General features: G+C 68.2%; 20 protein-coding genes. 14 read left to right on the plus strand and 6 right to left on the minus strand.

Going from position 1 to position 16,373, the window contains the following annotated elements; genetic code table 11:
• Positions 1-209: 209 nt before the first annotated feature.
• Complete coding sequence (nrdH, locus tag QM693_RS24085) at positions 210-437, plus strand: glutaredoxin-like protein NrdH (RefSeq protein ID WP_283353623.1); 228 nt, start codon at positions 210-212, stop codon at positions 435-437.
• 51 nt (positions 438-488) lie between these two features.
• On the opposite strand, the gene QM693_RS24090 is transcribed toward nrdH, so the two are convergent.
• The gene (locus QM693_RS24090; protein WP_283353624.1) at positions 489-1,034 is read right to left on the minus strand and encodes an Lrp/AsnC family transcriptional regulator; all 546 of its coding nucleotides are present in this window, start codon (positions 1,032-1,034) and stop codon (positions 489-491) included.
• Positions 1,035-1,190: 156 nt separating this feature from the next.
• On the opposite strand from QM693_RS24090, the gene QM693_RS24095 reads away from it, so the two are divergent.
• The 7 genes from QM693_RS24095 (at position 1,191) to QM693_RS24125 (ending at position 7,943) form a co-directional block, all read left to right on the plus strand.
• On the plus strand, positions 1,191-2,582 hold the full coding sequence (locus QM693_RS24095; RefSeq protein ID WP_283353625.1) for an NAD(P)/FAD-dependent oxidoreductase: 1,392 nt from the start codon (positions 1,191-1,193) through the stop codon (positions 2,580-2,582).
• Between the two features lie 112 nt (positions 2,583-2,694).
• Positions 2,695-3,372: a hypothetical protein gene (locus tag QM693_RS24100; RefSeq protein ID WP_283353626.1), complete on the plus strand. Its 678-nt coding sequence runs from the start codon at positions 2,695-2,697 to the stop codon at positions 3,370-3,372.
• 74 nt (positions 3,373-3,446) lie between these two features.
• Complete coding sequence (locus QM693_RS24105; RefSeq protein ID WP_283353664.1) at positions 3,447-4,373, plus strand: metal ABC transporter substrate-binding protein; 927 nt, start codon at positions 3,447-3,449, stop codon at positions 4,371-4,373.
• Positions 4,370-5,107, plus strand: coding sequence for a metal ABC transporter ATP-binding protein (locus QM693_RS24110; protein ID WP_283353627.1), 738 nt, complete (start codon positions 4,370-4,372; stop codon positions 5,105-5,107). The genes QM693_RS24105 and QM693_RS24110 overlap by 4 nt, the downstream gene beginning before the upstream one ends.
• 6 nt (positions 5,108-5,113) lie before the next feature.
• Complete coding sequence (locus tag QM693_RS24115) at positions 5,114-6,040, plus strand: metal ABC transporter permease (RefSeq protein WP_283353628.1); 927 nt, start codon at positions 5,114-5,116, stop codon at positions 6,038-6,040.
• A gap of 85 nt (positions 6,041-6,125) precedes the next feature.
• The gene (locus QM693_RS24120) at positions 6,126-7,325 is read left to right on the plus strand and encodes a Fic family protein (protein ID WP_283353629.1); all 1,200 of its coding nucleotides are present in this window, start codon (positions 6,126-6,128) and stop codon (positions 7,323-7,325) included.
• A 141-nt stretch (positions 7,326-7,466) separates the two neighbouring features.
• Positions 7,467-7,943, plus strand: coding sequence for a hypothetical protein (locus QM693_RS24125; protein WP_283353630.1), 477 nt, complete (start codon positions 7,467-7,469; stop codon positions 7,941-7,943).
• A gap of 13 nt (positions 7,944-7,956) precedes the next feature.
• Here QM693_RS24125 and QM693_RS24130 read toward each other — a convergent pair whose 3' ends face one another.
• From QM693_RS24130 to QM693_RS24140, 3 genes are all read right to left on the minus strand, one after another.
• A complete protein-coding gene (locus tag QM693_RS24130; protein ID WP_283353665.1) occupies positions 7,957-9,168 on the minus strand; it encodes an RNA polymerase sigma factor in 1,212 nt (403 codons plus the stop codon).
• Position 9,169: 1 nt separating this feature from the next.
• Positions 9,170-9,529, minus strand: coding sequence for a YciI family protein (locus QM693_RS24135; RefSeq protein ID WP_283353631.1), 360 nt, complete (start codon positions 9,527-9,529; stop codon positions 9,170-9,172).
• A 119-nt stretch (positions 9,530-9,648) separates the two neighbouring features.
• Positions 9,649-10,203 (minus strand): helix-turn-helix domain-containing protein, encoded by a 555-nt coding sequence (locus tag QM693_RS24140; RefSeq protein WP_043793370.1) that lies wholly within the window; start codon positions 10,201-10,203, stop codon positions 9,649-9,651.
• 86 nt (positions 10,204-10,289) lie between these two features.
• On the opposite strand from QM693_RS24140, the gene QM693_RS24145 reads away from it, so the two are divergent.
• From QM693_RS24145 to QM693_RS24170, 6 genes are all read left to right on the plus strand, one after another.
• Complete coding sequence (locus tag QM693_RS24145) at positions 10,290-10,964, plus strand: AzlC family ABC transporter permease (RefSeq protein WP_283353632.1); 675 nt, start codon at positions 10,290-10,292, stop codon at positions 10,962-10,964.
• A complete protein-coding gene (locus tag QM693_RS24150; protein ID WP_283353633.1) occupies positions 10,961-11,284 on the plus strand; it encodes an AzlD domain-containing protein in 324 nt (107 codons plus the stop codon). Before QM693_RS24145 ends, QM693_RS24150 begins: the two co-directional genes overlap by 4 nt.
• Before the next feature lie 17 nt (positions 11,285-11,301).
• Positions 11,302-12,126: an MBL fold metallo-hydrolase gene (locus tag QM693_RS24155; RefSeq protein ID WP_283332392.1), complete on the plus strand. Its 825-nt coding sequence runs from the start codon at positions 11,302-11,304 to the stop codon at positions 12,124-12,126.
• A 60-nt stretch (positions 12,127-12,186) separates the two neighbouring features.
• Positions 12,187-12,987, plus strand: coding sequence for a helix-turn-helix domain-containing protein (locus QM693_RS24160; protein WP_283353634.1), 801 nt, complete (start codon positions 12,187-12,189; stop codon positions 12,985-12,987).
• 13 nt (positions 12,988-13,000) lie between these two features.
• Positions 13,001-13,174, plus strand: a complete 174-nt coding sequence (locus QM693_RS24165; protein WP_009480519.1) for a hypothetical protein — start codon at positions 13,001-13,003, stop codon at positions 13,172-13,174.
• A gap of 182 nt (positions 13,175-13,356) precedes the next feature.
• Entirely contained in the window at positions 13,357-14,748 is a 1,392-nt protein-coding gene (locus tag QM693_RS24170; protein ID WP_283332390.1) for an NAD(P)/FAD-dependent oxidoreductase, read from the plus strand.
• An 82-nt stretch (positions 14,749-14,830) separates the two neighbouring features.
• Here the strand turns inward: QM693_RS24170 and QM693_RS24175 are convergent, their stop codons facing one another.
• Positions 14,831-15,292 carry a PaaI family thioesterase gene (locus QM693_RS24175; RefSeq protein WP_005255099.1) on the minus strand — a complete coding sequence of 154 codons (462 nt, stop codon included), beginning with the start codon at positions 15,290-15,292 and terminating at the stop codon, positions 14,831-14,833.
• 250 nt (positions 15,293-15,542) lie between these two features.
• Positions 15,543-16,322, minus strand: coding sequence for a hypothetical protein (locus QM693_RS24180; protein ID WP_283332388.1), 780 nt, complete (start codon positions 16,320-16,322; stop codon positions 15,543-15,545).
• Between the last annotated feature and the right edge of the window lie 51 nt (positions 16,323-16,373).

Below are 16,373 nucleotides of genomic sequence, written 5' to 3' on the forward strand. Positions count from 1 at the left end.
TCTCGTGTTTTCCGCTGCATTGACGGCGCCAGTGACGGAGTCTTCCCTACACCGTCACTGGCGCCGAAAGGTCACCATAACAGATAATCGAATGTATGTTCGATGGGTTGGCGGGACTCGGCGCCTCCGCGCTGTCAGCGCGCGAACCCGGGCCGGAGAGCATATGCTTCCGGTCCCCCGCCGGCACACCTCACGGAGCGGAGTGCACCATGACCATCACGATCTACAGCAAGCCGGCCTGCGTGCAATGCACCGCCACCTACCGCGCCCTGGACAACGAGGGGCTCGACTACACGATCGTCGACATCACCCGAGACCCCGACGCCCATGACTACGTAAGAGGTCTCGGCTACCTGCAGGCCCCTGTCGTCGTGGTGGGTGACGACCATTGGGCGGGTTTCCGGCCCGACCGCATCAAGGCGCTCACGGCAGCCTGACGGGTACCGGTCTCGGCCCCTGGACGACGGCAGCGTGGACGGTGGAAGTCCTCATCGGCCCGACGATTGCTCGGCCCGGGGCGCTCGGTGCCGCGGGCGCACGTGCTCGAAGATCAGGATGGTTTCCGTCGAGGCGACCGCGGGATGTGCGCTGAGGTGGTCGAGGACGAAGCGTCTCAGCTCTTCGCTGCTCGCGGTGGCGACGTGGATGAGGTAGTCGTCGGCGCCGGCGATGAAGTACACGTTCAGCACCTCGTCGAGGGTGGCGAGTTGCTCGGCGAGCTGCCCGAGATGCTGTCTTGCGTTGGCCTGTACTCGCACTGCGATCATTGCCTGCAGGTCCCTGCCGAGGGTGGCGGGATCGATGTCGGCATGGAATCCGCGGATCACTCCGCGATCGATCAGCGAACGCACCCGGCCCAGGCAGGTCGAGGGGGCGATGCCCGCGAGGGCGGCGAGGGCGTTGTTCGGGGTACGCGCGTCGCGCGAGAGTTGATCGAGGAGGATTCGGTCGATCTCATCGATCGGCGCCCCCGTTCGAACATCATTCGATCCCGAGCCTTCGCCATACGGCGCGCCTGAAACATTCTTCTTCATCGGCTCAGTCTAGAGAATTTTGTTCTCTCACCTTGGCTTCCCTGCGCCGCTTGTTCACTATTGATGCCTGTCAGTCGAATTGCTGGCCTGACCCCTGACATCCATCTCCCCCGACACCGAGATCGTCGCCCCTGGGCGTGATCGGAAAGGCTCACCATGAGCAACCCCCAGTCCCCGCCCACGCGCCACCGCGTCGTCGTCATCGGATCTGGCTTCGGTGGGCTGTTCGCAACGAAGGCCCTCCGCCGCGCGGACGTGGACGTCACGGTGATCGACCGCACCACCCACCACCTGTTCCAACCCCTCCTGTACCAGGTGGCCACCGGCATCCTCTCCGAAGGCGAGATCGCCCCCTCGACGCGGATGATCCTCAAGGACCAAGCCAACGCCGCCGTCCGACTCGGCGACGTCACCACCATCGACCTGACCGAACGTACGGTGACGTCCGAACACCTCGGGCAGATCACCGTCACCGGATACGACAGCCTCATCGTCTCCGCCGGGGCGCAGCAGTCCTATTTCGGCAACGACCACTTCGCCGAGCACGCACCCGGCATGAAGACGATCGACGACGCCCTCGAACTCCGCGGCCGGATCCTCGGCGCGTTCGAGCAGGCAGAGGTCACCACCGACCCGCAGGAGCGGGCACGCCTACTCACCTTCGTCGTCGTCGGTGCCGGCCCCACCGGCGTCGAGATGGCCGGCCAGATCGCCGAACTCGCACACCGCACACTCGTTGGGGCGTACTCCAACTTCGATCCCCGGGATGCGCGGATCGTCCTGCTCGACGCCGCCTCGGCGGTACTCCCGCCGTTCGGGGACAACCTCGGCTCCGAGGCGGCGGAAACCCTCGAAAAGCTGGGCGTCGAGGTGCGGCTGGGTGCGTCGGTGACCGACGTCGACGCCCACGGACTAACCGTTCGCGACGCCGACGGCACCGAGCACCGCATCGAATCCGCCTGCAAGGTCTGGTCCGCGGGAGTGGCCGCGAGTCCCCTCGGTCGCCAGCTCGCCGAACAGTCCGGCGCCGACATCGACCGCGCAGGCCGCGTGGCCGTCGACGAAGACCTCACCCTGCCGGACAATCCGAATGTGTTCGTTGTCGGCGACATGATGTCGCGCGATCGTCTGCCCGGCGTCGCCCAGGTCGCGATCCAAGGGGGCCGCTACGCCGCGAAACAGATCGCCGCCGAGGTCACCGCCGCAGCCAAGGGACGCCCGGTACCGGAACGGAACCCCTTCCGGTACCGCGACAAGGGCTCGATGGCAACCATTTGCCGATTCAACGCGGTCGCCAAGATCGGCGGCCTCGAGCTGACCGGTTTCCTCGCGTGGATCATGTGGCTGGCCGTGCACGTCGTCTATGTCGTCGGCTTCCGCAGCCGCCTCGCGACCCTGCTGTCGTGGGCCTGGACCTTCCTCGGCACCTGGCGCGGTCAACTGACCAACACCCACCAGCAGATCACCGCCCGCAACGCGATCGCGCAACTGCACTACCTCGAGCGCCGCATCGAGGACACGGAAGCCGACGTCGCGCGGGCGAGCTGACACGACACCGACTTCGGTGTCCGCACGGGGGCCACCGTGTGACTGCCTGCCCATCTTCCCGCCGGCGCTACCGCGATTGCGGCCGGCGGACCTCTTTGGAAACCTCGAAGACATGATGCTGGCGAATGCCTGCGAGCTGTATCGCGACGCAGGTTTCATCGGGCAGCCGGCGGCCGCCGTCACCAGCCTCGCCTTCGTGATTGCCGGTCTCGCGGTCGTCGCGCGTCGTCCGCACGGCGCGCCGACCGTGACGTACGGCCTCCTTGTCATCGCGGTCGGCGCCGGGTCGCTCGTTGCACACGGACCCAACCCACCCTGGCAGGCCTACGCACACGACATCCCGATCGCGACACTGCTGGCCTACCTCGCCGTCGACGCCGCCTCCAACCGGTTCGGCCGGCGGCTGTCGCCGGTGTGGTGGCTTGCCGTCCCGGTCATGATGATCCCCGCGGTGGCGGCCGGCCCGACGGCCTCCACGATTGTGCAGGCAATACTCGCCGCGGTCGCCGTGGGACTCGGTCTGGAACGCGCCCGCGTCCATCCGCAGCTGCGGCGCACGACCGTCGTCGCGGCACTGCTTCTCGTGTCCGGCGCGCTGCTCGGCACCATCGGCGACCGGACGTCGATCTGCCGGCCCAGCAGTGTCCTGCAGGGCCACGCGCTGTGGCACATTCTCGCCGCCGCTGGATTGTGGCGGCTCGCGCCCACGATCGGGTCCAGCGCCGACACAGTCGCGGCACGGCGGTCCCAGGCGGGCTCCAACGGCGACTTCCGTCGACCGACGACGTGACTGCGGTTTCCGCCCTCTTGTGGTTTCGGTCAGCCGAACATTATGATTCGACCGTGAAAACAACGGGCTTCAAGGTGGGTGCGCGACGACAGCCGGCAGCCGGTGCCGCCGTGCTGACAGCTCTTGCCACGGCGCTGATGCTGTCGGGATGCGGCACGGGCGACGGGCCGGAAAACGACAAACCGGTGGTGTTGACGACGTTCACCGTTCTCGCCGATATCGCCGCGAACGTCGGAGGCGAGCACGTGACCGTCGAGTCGATCACCAAGGCCGGCGCGGAAATCCACGGATACGAACCCACCCCGGGCGATATCAAGAAGGCAGCCGAGGCCGACCTGATCCTCGACAACGGGATGAACCTGGAGGCGTGGTTCGCCCAGTTCGTCGACGGCTTGGACGTCGAGCACGTGGTCGTCAGCGACGGCGTCGAGCCGATCGCCATCGGCGAGGACGCCTACGCGGGCAAACCGAATCCGCACGCCTGGATGTCACCGTTGAACGTGCAGATCTACGTCGACAACATGGTCGCCGCGTTGAGCGAACTCGATTCGGCACATGCTCCGGACTATCGCATCAACGGCGACACGTACAAGGCGCAGCTGCAGAAGGTGCAGGACGAGTTGGTCGCCGAGCTGGGGGCACTGCCGGTCAACGAACGGGCGCTGGTCACGTGCGAGGGAGCGTTCTCGTATCTGGCCCGGGACGCGGGGCTGACCGAGAAGTACATCTGGCCGGTCAACGCCGAACAGCAGGCCACGCCCCAGCAGATCGCTTCGACGATCGAGTTCGTCAAGGACAATCGGGTTCCGGCGGTGTTCTGCGAATCCACGGTGTCGGATGCGCCGATGCAACGCGTCGTCGAAGCCACGGGCGCCGCGTTCGGTGGCACCCTCTACGTCGACTCGCTGTCCGAGGCGGACGGGCCCGTGCCGACGTACCTGGATCTGATCCGGCACGACGCCGACACCCTCACCGCCGCACTGAACGGGCAGCAATCATGACCACCCGGCCGGCCGTCGAGGTGCAGGACGTCACCGTCCACTACGGCGATGTCCTTGCGCTCGACCAGGTCTCGCTTGCCCTGCACCCCGGACGCGTCTGCGGTCTCGTCGGCATGAACGGTTCCGGAAAGTCCACCCTGTTCAAGACGATCATGGGCACCGTCAAACCCGACTCCGGCACGGTCCGCATCAACGGCACGGCGCCCGCCGCGGCACGCAAGACCGGTGTGCTGGGTTACGTTCCGCAGAGCGAGGACGTGGACTGGACGTTCCCCCTCTCGGTGCGGGACGTGGTGATGACCGGCCGCTACGGGCACATGGGGCTGACCCGGCGGCCCGGCAGAGCTGACCGCGAGGCCGTCGACCACGCCCTCGAACGCGTCGAACTGACCGAACTGGCGGACCGGCAGATCGGGCAACTGTCCGGCGGCCAGAAGAAGCGCACCTTCGTCGCCCGCGGAATCGCACAGGGCGCCACCATCCTTCTCCTCGACGAACCGTTCGCCGGGGTCGACAAACGCTCCGAAGCCACCATCACCGCACTGCTGCGTGAACTCGCGGCCGCGGGTGCGGCGATCCTGGTCTCCACCCACGACCTGCACGCACTGCCCACCCTGGCCGACGAGGCGATCCTGCTGATGCGCACCGTCCTCATGCACGGTGACCCGACGGTCGTGCTGCAACCGGAGAACCTGGCGGCCGCCTTCGGCCTCGACGTCATGACAAGGACCTGAGAATCAATGGATGTCATCGACTTCTTCGTCGACCCGCTGCGCTACGACTTCATGGTCCGCGCGCTGATCACCACCCTGATCGCCGCCGTGGTGTGCGCGGTGCTGTCGTGCTGGCTGGTTCTGATTGGCTGGTCACTGATGGGTGACGCGGTCTCGCACGCCGTCCTGCCCGGCGTCGTCCTGGCCTACATCGTCGGCGCCCCGTTCGCGATCGGCGCGGTGATCTTCGGGTTCCTTGCCGTGGCACTGATCGGGGTGGTCCGCGACACCAGCCGCGTCAAGGAGGACGCCGCGATCGGCATCGTGTTCTCCACCCTGTTCGCGCTCGGGCTGGTGCTGGTCTCGGTCACCCCGAGCCAAACCGACCTCAACCACATCATCTTCGGCAACCTGCTGGGTGTGAGCCGCTCCGACCTCGTCCAGATCGCCCTACTCGGGGCCTTCGTCTTCGTCGCACTGATCGTCAAGCGCCGCGACTTCACGCTGTACGCCTTCGACCCCACCCACGCCCACGCGATCGGCCTGAACCCGCGCCTGCTCGGGGCCGCGCTCCTGGGGCTGCTGGCCCTGACGGCGGTGGTGGCCCTGCAGGCCGTCGGCGTCATCCTGGTCGTCGCGATGCTGATCATTCCCGGAGCCACCGCGTACCTGCTGACCGACAGCTTCCACCGGATGCTGGTCATCGCCCCGGCGATCTCGGCAGCCTGCGCCGTCATCGGCCTGTACCTGAGCTATCACCTCGACACGGCCAGCGGCGGCATGGTGGTGCTGTCCCAGGGTGCGGCATTCGCGCTGGTCTACCTGTTCGCACCCCAGCACGGAATCATCGGTCGCCGAATCACCGCCTCCCGGCGACGCCGGTCACAGCGTGATGAACACGGGAACACCGAGAATCACGCGGAACACGCTTGGGCGCCGGAACCGAAGTCGTAGAACCGGCGCTCGATCGCGTTGCACACCGCCACTACCCAGGGTCCATACCATTGGATAACTTATTAACCAATGGTATGTTCGCTGGGTGGCATCGGTTAACGGCGGACTCTTGTGGCCTCCTGTCGCCTACGAGCAGCATCCGTGGGTCAGCACCGCCGGCGACTACGGCTCTCGGCGCGAGCGGCGCCTCACTGCCGGCCCCTACCGTGCGGCAGTACCGGCGTTCATCGCGGAGCAAACCATCTCACTGAGCGGCGAGCTGCAATCGCTGACGGAGGACGCGGCGACCGAGCTCACCCGTTTCGACGTCGAGGTCGGCCACATCACCGCCCCGTTCGCCTCCATTCTGCTCCGCACCGAGAGTGCGTCGAGCTCGGAGATCGAGAACCTCAGCAGCGGGGCGCGGCAGATCGCGCTGGCCGAACTCGGCGAGCACGCCTCCCGCAACGCCCGCCTGATCGTCGGAAACGTCCGCGCCATGCACGCCGCGTTGGAGTTGTCCGACTCCATCGACGCCGAGGCGATCCTGCAGATGCATCGCGCGCTGCTCGAACACGGCGATCCGAACATCGCCGGTCGATGGCGGCAGCAGCAGGTCTGGATCGGCGGCGGAAGCCTCGGACCCCACACCGCGCAATTCGTCCCCCCGCACCATGACCGGGTTCCCGCACTGATCGACGACTTGATCGTCTTCGCCAACCGCGTCGATGTGCCCGTGATCGCGCAGATAGCGGTCGCGCACGCGCAGTTCGAAACCATCCACCCGTTCCCGGACGGCAACGGGCGTGTCGGACGCGCCCTGATCCAGGCGATGCTGCGCGGCGGACAGCTCACCCGCAGTGTTGCCGTTCCGGTGTCCGCGGGCCTACTACACGACACCGCAGAGTATTTCGACGCACTCGGCGAGTACCGGTCCGGGAACGTCGAGCCGATCGTCCGGTCGATCGCGGAGGCATCGTTCGGTGCGGTCGCCAACGGTCGCACCCTCGTTCAGGACCTGGAAGCGGTTCGAGCCGACTGGCGCACCCGTGTGACGGCGCGGCGCGGCGCGGCGGTACACCGGCTGGTGGACTTGCTCCTTCGCCAACCGGTCGTCGACAACAAGCTCGTCACATCCACGCTCGGGGTGACCGGCGCCAACGCGCAGATCGCCATCGACCGCCTGGTCGACGCCGGGATCCTCACCCAGATCACCGACGGGCGACGGAACCGGATCTGGCAGGCCAAGGACGTGGTCCGGGTGCTGGACGAGTTCGCCGCCCGCGCCAAACGCCGCCGACGCTGAATGCTCCGATCCCCGGCGGGTGCCGTCGAATGATCCACCGGGGGAACTTGACGTGTCGCCCGCCGCCGTTTATCCGCCCGCACCGCGGGTATCAACACCGTGAAGTCCGGAGTGAGACCGCCGAGAACGAAGGTTCCGCTGATGACACTCGTGCCCCGGGCCGCGGTCACGCTGATCGCCGCAGGCCCCCTCCCCCTGTTCCTGGCCGCTCCCGTCGCCGCGGACCCACCCGACGTGACCCTGGCCGCCGCGGTGGCCGGGAGCACCGTCACGACGACGATCGCGAACGACACCGGTGCGGACATCGTGTGCGGACTCGGCGGGCTGCATGCGGCGGATGACATCGTGAACCCCGAGTCCGTGGCGATGTTCCACGCATCGAATGTGGTGATCGGGCCGGGACCGCGGGACTTCGTGTTCGACGCGGTGCCCGACGGCGACTACCTGGTCCACTGGATCTGCAGTGAGAACGCGGGCCCCGGTGACGAGGTGTGGGGTTCGGCGCCGCTCCCGGAGACCGCATACGCGAAGCCGGCGACGGCGGAGCCTCTCCCCGTCACCGTGAGCACGGAAACGTGTTTCGGGTCGGTGTGCCTGCCGCCGGGCCTGGGTCTCTGACCGGCAGTCCGGGTCATCGGAGCGAATCGCGCTGTTCCCGAAGGAATTCCCGCTCGGCAGCGTTCTCGGTGCGGTCGCGCGCCGTCTCGTATGCGCGCGCCGCCTCGTCGGGACGTCCGAGTCTGCGGAGCAGATCGGCCCGCACCGCGTGGTACAGGTGGTATTTGCCGAGGTCGAGCTGGTCGACGAGGGCCAACCCCTGCTCCGGTCCCCTGACCTCGGCGACGGCGACCGCCCGGTTCAGGGCCACCACCGGACTCGGCGCCACCGACATCAACTGGTCGTACAACTGCAGGATCTGCCACCAGTCGGTGTCGGCGGCCGTCTCCGCATCGCTGTGGACGGCGTTGATCGCGGCCTGAATCTGATACTGCCCGGGCGTGTTCCGTCGCAGGCACTCCCGCACCAGCGACTGCCCCTCGGCGACGAGGTCACGATCCCACCGACTGCGGTCCTGATCGGGCAGGAGCACGAGCCGGCCGTCGCCGTCGGTGCGGGCGTCTCGCCGCGACTCGATCAGCACCATCAACGCGAGCAGCCCGGTGACCTCCGGTTCGTCGGGCATCAGCGCGGCCAGGACCCGGCCGAGGCGGATGGCCTCGGCGCACAGGTCCGCCCGCGTCAGCCGGTCCCCGGAACTGGCCGTGTAGCCCTCGTTGAAGATCAGATAGACGACGGCCAGGACGGCGCGGAGGCGGTCCGGCAGATCGGTCTCGCTCGGCACCCGGTAGGGGATCCGGGCGTCCCGGATCTTCCCCTTGGCCCGGACGAGGCGCTGCGCCATGGTCGGCTCGGGGACCAGGAATGCGCGCGCGATCTCCGCGGTGCCGAGCCCGCCCAGGAGGCGGAGGGTCAGCGCGACCTGGGCGGCGGGGGCGAGCGCCGGGTGGCAGCACGTGAAGATCAGGCGTAGCCGGTCATCGTGCACGACGCCCTCCTCCACCGGTTCGTCGCGGGCGAGCAACAGGGCGGCCTGCGCGTGGCGGTCGTGCCGGGTGGCCTCGCGCCGGAGCCGATCGATCGTGCGGCGCCGGGCGGTGGTGATGATCCATCCGGCCGGGCTCGGCGGCAGCCCGGACGAGGGCCAGCGCCGCACCGCCTCGGTGAACGCGTCCTGGACGGCGTCCTCGGCGATGTCGAGGTCGCCGAACACGCCGACCAGGACGGACACCGCGCGGCCGTGTTCCTCGCGGAACACCCGTTCGATGTCGGCGGACCCGACCACGTCAGTCGCCGGCTCCACCGTGGTGTACGAACGGCCGGACCTCGATCGGAAGGGTCGTCGCCCGGGTGAGTTTGCGACCCCATTCGAGGGCGGCGTCCAGGTCGGGCGCCTCGACGATGGTGAATCCGCCGAGATGTTCCTTGCCTTCGGTGTAGGGGCCGTCGGTGAGGAGCACGTCCCCGCCCTGGGCCCGCAGCACGGTCGCCGTGGCGGGGGCGCACAGTCCCCCGCTGAACACCCACGCGCCCGCGGACACCATCTCCTGGTTGAGGGCGTCGAGGTCGTCGCCGATCTTCGCGAGGACGTCGGGTTCGGGAGCGGGTCCGTCGGGCTGGTACACGCTCAACAGGTACTGGGTCATCTCGGGTTCCTCCTCGGATCGGACAGCCGGCGACTGCGGATGTGGCCGGCTCTCACCTCCTATACGAATGTCACCCTTCCGAATCGACACCCTGGGCGGAGAAATTTCGCCGAATGTCCTCAGTTGTGTTCGGACACCAGGACGGCGCGGGTGCCCGGCTCCAGCGCTTCGAACACATGTGCAACATCGCCGGGGTAGGCGATGTAGTCGCCGGGTCCGAGTTCGACCGGATCACCCGCGACGCCGACGAGGGCGCGCCCGGCACTGAGGATGACGTGCTCGACCACCCCGGGCATGTGCGGTTCGGACTCCCGGGCGGGGCCGGGTTCGACGGCGAGGCGGTATAGATCCCGGCGCGCGGACGGCGGGCAGGACGCGACGAGGGTGGCGCGGTAGTCGGACCGGTCGGATGTCAGTTCCGGTCCTTCGTCGGCCCGGATGACCTGCACGCGCGGCCGCGGCGGGTCCAACAGTTGCGACATCTGCACGTCGAGTGCGACGCAGAGGGCCCACAGGGTTTCGACGCTCGGGTTGCCGCCCCCCGATTCCAGTTGGGACAGTGTGGATTTCGCAACCCCGGCGCGGCGGGCGACCTCGGTCAGGGACATACCCGAGCGTTCGCGTTCGCGACGCAGCGAGGGTCCGATGTAGCCCAGTGGGGATTGCCCTGCCATGGTTTCCCTTCCCGACAACCCGTTCATTATTTTGGTCGCGATGTTCGTCTTGACGAACGATGCACCATGTGTTCAGTATAGAAGTCATGCGTTCGATGAAGCGAACACTCGATTCGCGGGTCCTCCGAAACATCGCGCTGGTGTGCCTCGCCGACGGACTGGTCGGCATGTCGTACGGCGCCATCGCGGTGGGTTCGGGCCTGGACGCCTGGTTGCCCGTCGCGCTGTCGGTGCTGGTCCTCGCCGGATCTGCGGAGTTCCTGTTCGTCGGCATCGTCGCGGCAGGCGGAAGCCCGGTCGCGGCGACGATCGCCGGGCTGCTGGTGAACGCGCGGCACCTGCCGTTCGGTCTGGCGGTCGGTGACGTGCTGGGGCGCGGGCTGCGCCGCGTCGTCGGCAGTCACCTGATGAACGACGAGTCGGTGGTGTTCGCCCTCGGTGAGACGGACGCCGACCGCAGGCGCGCCGCGTACTGGGCGTGCGGTGTGGGGATCGCGATGTGCTGGCCGCTCGGGGCCGTGCTCGGCGCGGTGGCGGGCTCGGCGATCGGCGACCCCGCGGTGCTGGGACTGGACGCCATGTTCCCGGCGGTGCTGCTGGCGCTGGTGCTGCCGGCGTTGCGCGATCGGGACGTGCGGGTACCGGCACTGGCCGGCGGTGTGATCGCCCTGGCCACCACGCCCTTCCTGCCCGCCGGGCTTCCGGTGCTGGCGGCGCTGGTGGGGCTGCGTGCCGGTGTGCGGCGGAAGGTGCTGCCGTGACCGGGAACCTCGTGCTGATCGGGTCGGTCGGGGTCCTTGCGGCGGGCACGTTCGCCTTCCGGTTCGCGGGACCGGTGCTGCGGCCACGGATCGCCACCCGGCCGTGGGTGGAGCGGACCATGGCGACGGCCGCCGTGGTTCTGCTCACCGCACTGGTGGGCACGACCGCGCTCACCGAAGGCCACGACCTCGCCGGAGTGGCGCGTCCCACCGGCGTCGTCGTCGCGGGCATACTCGCCCGGCGGAAGGCACCTTTCGTCGTGATCGTCCTGTCCGCGGCCGCAGCGACTGCCGGATTGCGGCTCCTCGGGGTGCCGTGAGGATGCATGATCGAGGGGTGTTATTTCATCTCTGCGCCACGTGCGGCGTCGAACAGGACCCGAACACCCCGCTCCCCGACGAGTGCGCGATCTGCGCGGACGAACGCCAGTACATTCCGCTGGGCGGTCAGGAGTGGACCACCGTGGAGAAGCTCGCCGGTGCGGGGTACCGCGCGGTCGAGCACGAGGTCGAGCCGGGGCTGCACGGCCTGTACGTGGACCCGAAGACCGCGATCGGCCAGCAGTCCCTCGTGATCCGCACCCCCGCCGGGTCGCTGCTGTGGGATCCGATCGGGTTCGTCGACGACGCCGCCGTCGACGCCGTCGCCGCGCACGGCCCGGTCATCGCCGTCGCCGGCAGCCACCCGCACATGTTCGGGGTCCAGACGCAGTGGTCGAAGGCGCTCGGCGGCGTGCCGATCCTGGTGGCCGACGCGGACCGCGCGTGGCTGGCGCGGTCCGACGGCCCGATCGTGTTCTGGTCCGGCACCCACGAGGTGACGCCGGGTCTGACCCTGCACCAGATCGGCGGGCACTTTCCGGGCAGCGCCGTCGCGCACTGGCGGGACGGCGCCGACGGCCGGGGGGTCCTCCTCACCGGGGACGGCGTGTTCCCCAACCCGGACCGCCGCACGGTGTCGTTCCTCCGGTCCTACCCGAACCGGCTGCCGCTGTCCGCGGCGGTGGTGCGGCGCATCGCGGACCAGCTCTCGCATCTCGAGTTCGACCGCATCATCGGCAACTTCGACAACGTGATCGACAGCGACGGCCGGGAGGCGCTCGAATACTCGGCCACGCGGCACTGCGCGTGGGTGACCGGGGAGTTCGATCACCTCACGTGACCGCTGACCATGACGTCCGAGGTAATGGTCGCGGCGATCCGCCCGACCTAGGCTGGCCGAATGACCACCCTCGACGATCGGCGCACGTCGCATGTCGGCACCCACCTGCGGGCGTGGCGGGAACGCCGCCGGCTCAGTCAGCTGGAACTGGCGAACCGCGCGGAGATCTCGGCACGGCACATCAGTTTCCTGGAGACCGGGCGGTCGAATCCCACGCGGGCGATGCTGCTGCGCCTCAGCGACCATCTCGACATTCCGCTGCGTGAACGCAACGCACTGCTCCTCGCCGGCGGTTTCGCGCCCGCCTTCCCGGAGCACCGACTGTCGGAGGTGCCGATGGCGTCGATCGCCGACGCCATCGGGAAGATCCTCACCGCGCATTCCCCGTATCCGGCGGTGGTCGTCGACCGGCACTGGAACATGGTGGACGCCAACGAGGCCGTCGCGGTGCTGACCGAGGGATGTGCCGCGGAGCTGCTCGAGCCGCCCGTGAACGTCCTGCGGTTGAGCCTGCACCCGGACGGCATGGCACCGCGGATCCTCGACCTGGCGCAGTGGCGGGGGCATCTTCTGCACCGGCTGCGTCATCAGATCGCGGTGACCGGCGACGACGGACTGCGTGACCTGCTGGGCGAGTTGGAGGGCTACCCCGGCGGCACCGTCGACGGCGCCGGACTGCCGGGGTCGCTCGTCGTGCCGCTGCGTATCCGACACCACGACACGGTGCTGGCGTTCCTCAGCACGACCACGATGTTCGGCACTCCCCTCGACGTGACGGTCGCGGAGCTGGCCATCGAATCGTTCTTCCCCGCCGACGCGGTGACAGCGGCTACCCTCCGCAGTAGCGTGAGCAGCGACTGAGGAGGTAGGTCTGATGGACTTGACAGCAATTGGTGTCGGTTTCGGCTACGTGGTCGTAGTCCTCACCATTCTTGTCGTCGTGGTCGGGGTGTCGGCACTGTTCGTGTTCTCGATCAAATCGGATTTCATTCCGCCGGAATCGCCGGGGACTCCCACGGGGCGGAAGCGGATCGGACGGGCGGAATAGCCGCGTACGCACCGGAAGGCGGGCAATTCCTCACGGAGGGGCTGCCCGCCTTCACGTATGGACGGGCCGCCGGGTTCTGGATCGATTCCGCTGTGCAGGCGGGGGGAAGCGCGGCTTACTGAGACGCTCGGGGACAAGGCGACTACCGTGACAGGAGTCGTCTATTTTTCGAGGAGCACGGAATGAGTATCAAGTCGGTTGAGTCACGCCGCCATCGCGTCGTGGTCATTGGATCCGGCTTCGGTGGGTTGTTCGGCACACAGGCGCTGAAGAATGCCGATGTCGACATCACCATGATCGCGCGCACCACTCACCATCTGTTTCAGCCGTTGCTGTATCAGGTGGCGACCGGCATTCTCTCCGTCGGCGACATCGCTCCCGCCACCCGGTTGGTGCTGCGCAAGCAGAAGAACACCAAGGTTCTGCTCGGCGATGTCGACGAGATCGATCTCGAGGCGAAGACGATCACCTCCCGGTTCCTGGACCGGACCACCGTCACCCCGTACGACAGCCTGATCGTCGCGGCGGGCGCGGGCCAGTCCTACTTCGGCAACGATCATTTCTCCGAGTTCGCGCCGGGCATGAAGACCATCGACGACGCCCTCGAACTGCGCGGCCGCATCCTGGGCGCGTTCGAGCAGGCCGAATTGTCGAACGATCCCGCCGAACGCGCCCGGCTCCTGACGTTCGTCGTCGTCGGCGCCGGTCCGACCGGTGTCGAACTCGCCGGCCAGATCGCGGAACTGTCGCGGCGCACCCTGTCGGGGGCGTTCCGCAACATCGATCCCCGTGAGGCCCGCGTGATCCTGCTGGACGGCGCGGACGACGTGCTGCCCGTCTACGGCGGCAAGCTGAGCCGTAAGGCCCGCCAGCAGCTGGAGAAGCTCGGCATCGAGATCCAGCTGGGGGCGATGGTCGTCGACGTCGACGTCGACGGCCTCGTCGTCAAGGACAAGGACGGCACGCAACGCCGGATCGAGTCGCAGTGCAAGGTGTGGTCGGCCGGTGTGCAGGCGAGCCCGCTGGGCAAGCAGATCGCGGAGCAGTCGGACGCCGAGATCGACCGGGCCGGTCGCGTCCTGGTCAAACCCGACCTGTCGGTGCCCGGCCACCCCGAGGTGTTCGTGATCGGCGACATGATGGCGCTCGACAAGTTGCCAGGTCTGGCGCAGGTCGCGATGCAGGGCGGCAAGTACGCAGCCAAGCAGATCAAGGCCGGCCTGAGCGGTCACAAGCCGGAAGACAGGCCGCCGTTCAAGTACTTCGACAAGGGCAGCATGGCCACCATCTCGCGATTCAGTGCGGTGGCGAAGGTCGGGAAGCTCGAGATCAGCGGTTTCATCGGCTGGGTGGCCTGGCTGGCAATCCACCTGATGTACCTGGTCGGGTTCCGCAGCCGGCTGTCCACTCTGCTGTCGTGGACGGTGACGTTCCTCGGCCGCGGGCGCGCGCAGATGGCATCCACCGAGCAGTGGGTGTTCGCCCGCAACGCGATGGAGCAGCTGGAGCGGCACGAGCGGGAGAAAGAGGCCGCCGAGAAGTCGGGCGGCGCGCAGCGCAAAGCCGCGGGGTGACGCAGGCGCGCCCATGACGTGAACAGAGCGGAGGGGACGGACCTGTCGGGTCCGTCCCCTCCGCCGTGCGCGTGGGTGGTCGTCAGTTGCCGAGGCGTCCGGTGTCGGTGATGTTCGCGAGCCGGACCTGCCCCTTGGAGACGAGTCGGTCCTGTTCGTCGGTGATCCGGACCTCCCACAGCTGCTGGGTGCGTCCGCGGTGGACGGGGCTGGCTTCGGCGGTCAGCGTGCCCTCCCGGGTCGCGCGGAGGAAGTCGGTGTTGTTGTTGACACCGACGACGTGTCCGCGGCCGCCGAGCCACACCGTGCCCGCTGCGCTGGCCACCGATTCGATGACGGAGCAGTAGACGCCGCCGTGCTGGATTCCGGCCGGCTGCTGCAGGTCCGGGGTGACCGTCCATTGCGCTCGCACGCGGTCGGGTGAGAGTTCGGTGTATTCGAGCCCGATGAGGGCGTCGAAGCCCTTGCCCAGTTGATCGGCCAACGCGGCAGTGTCGATCCGCCCGTCACCGTTCGATGCCTGCTGTTCCCCGGAATCCACCATCACACTCTCCATCGGATCGCTGTGCGCTCTCGCGGCGCACCCGATCTCCTGCCTACACGACGGGAAGGGAGGCGGGAAAAGCAGGTGGGGCAAACGGATCGGCGGGCCTCACACTGTGTCAGCGTGAGGCCCGCCGTGGGATGGACCTGGGAGTCACTGCAGCCCTCAGGACTCCGGCGCGGTCCGGTAGTTCGGTTCTCGGCGCCGGCATTTCTGCTCGGCGCCTGGAACGAGTATAGGCAAGGCTGCCCTAATTAAGCAAGCGCTTCCTGGCTTGCCCGAGTCGGCCGCAGTGCGGGCGCGTGATCCGGCTCTTCGAGCGGACCGGCACCCCGGCGGCCACGAAGGCGTCCAGGATCCCCTGCCCGCGGCGCTGCGCGGCCGCCTCGCCGCCACCGGCGAGGATCGGCACGTACGTCGCGGCTCCGAGCACGGCCTCCCCCACGAGTCCCCAGAAGCGGGACGCGTCGATCGGCGTCAGCCGGGCGATGGCGTCGAACACCGCGTGCAGCGACGTGAGACTGCGGTGCACCGTCCAGAGCAGCAGCGCCCGCTCGCAGGGCACGGTGACCGTCCGGGGTGCGCCGGCGTAGGGGTCGTCCGGCAGCACGCGCATGGTGTCGTCGGCGACACCCGCCCAGTCGATGCCCTCGTCGCTGTCCATGTGGATCCACAGGTTCTCGAGCCCCGGGTCCCACGCGCGGCCCTCCAGGACGACGAGCGCGGTGACGCGCCCGACCACGGCGTGAATGAGCGCGGTGGCCACCTGCATCGCGGCGACGTCCGGGTCGGGAACATCCTCGAGCGAACGGGCCCACATCCGGGGCACCCGGTCGCCGTCGATGTCGTCCGCCAGCGACCACCACCGGCGTTTACCCTCGTCTGCCATCGTCGCGACCGCGTACATGCGCGGATATTCGGCGTTCAGCGCGCGAAGTCGCGTGCAGGACACGTCCAGTGCGGTCGCGGGGGCGGACAGGGTCGAAGTCACCGTGCACTCCAATCGGTCGGGATGGAACACACCAAACATAGGTGAGCCTAACCAAATATCAAGACTTGACATCATGTGATGTGAGGCACC

This window comes from Rhodococcus sp. IEGM 1305, from assembly GCF_030058635.1.
Taxonomy (GTDB): Bacteria; Actinomycetota; Actinomycetes; order Mycobacteriales; family Mycobacteriaceae; genus Rhodococcus_F; species Rhodococcus_F opacus_D.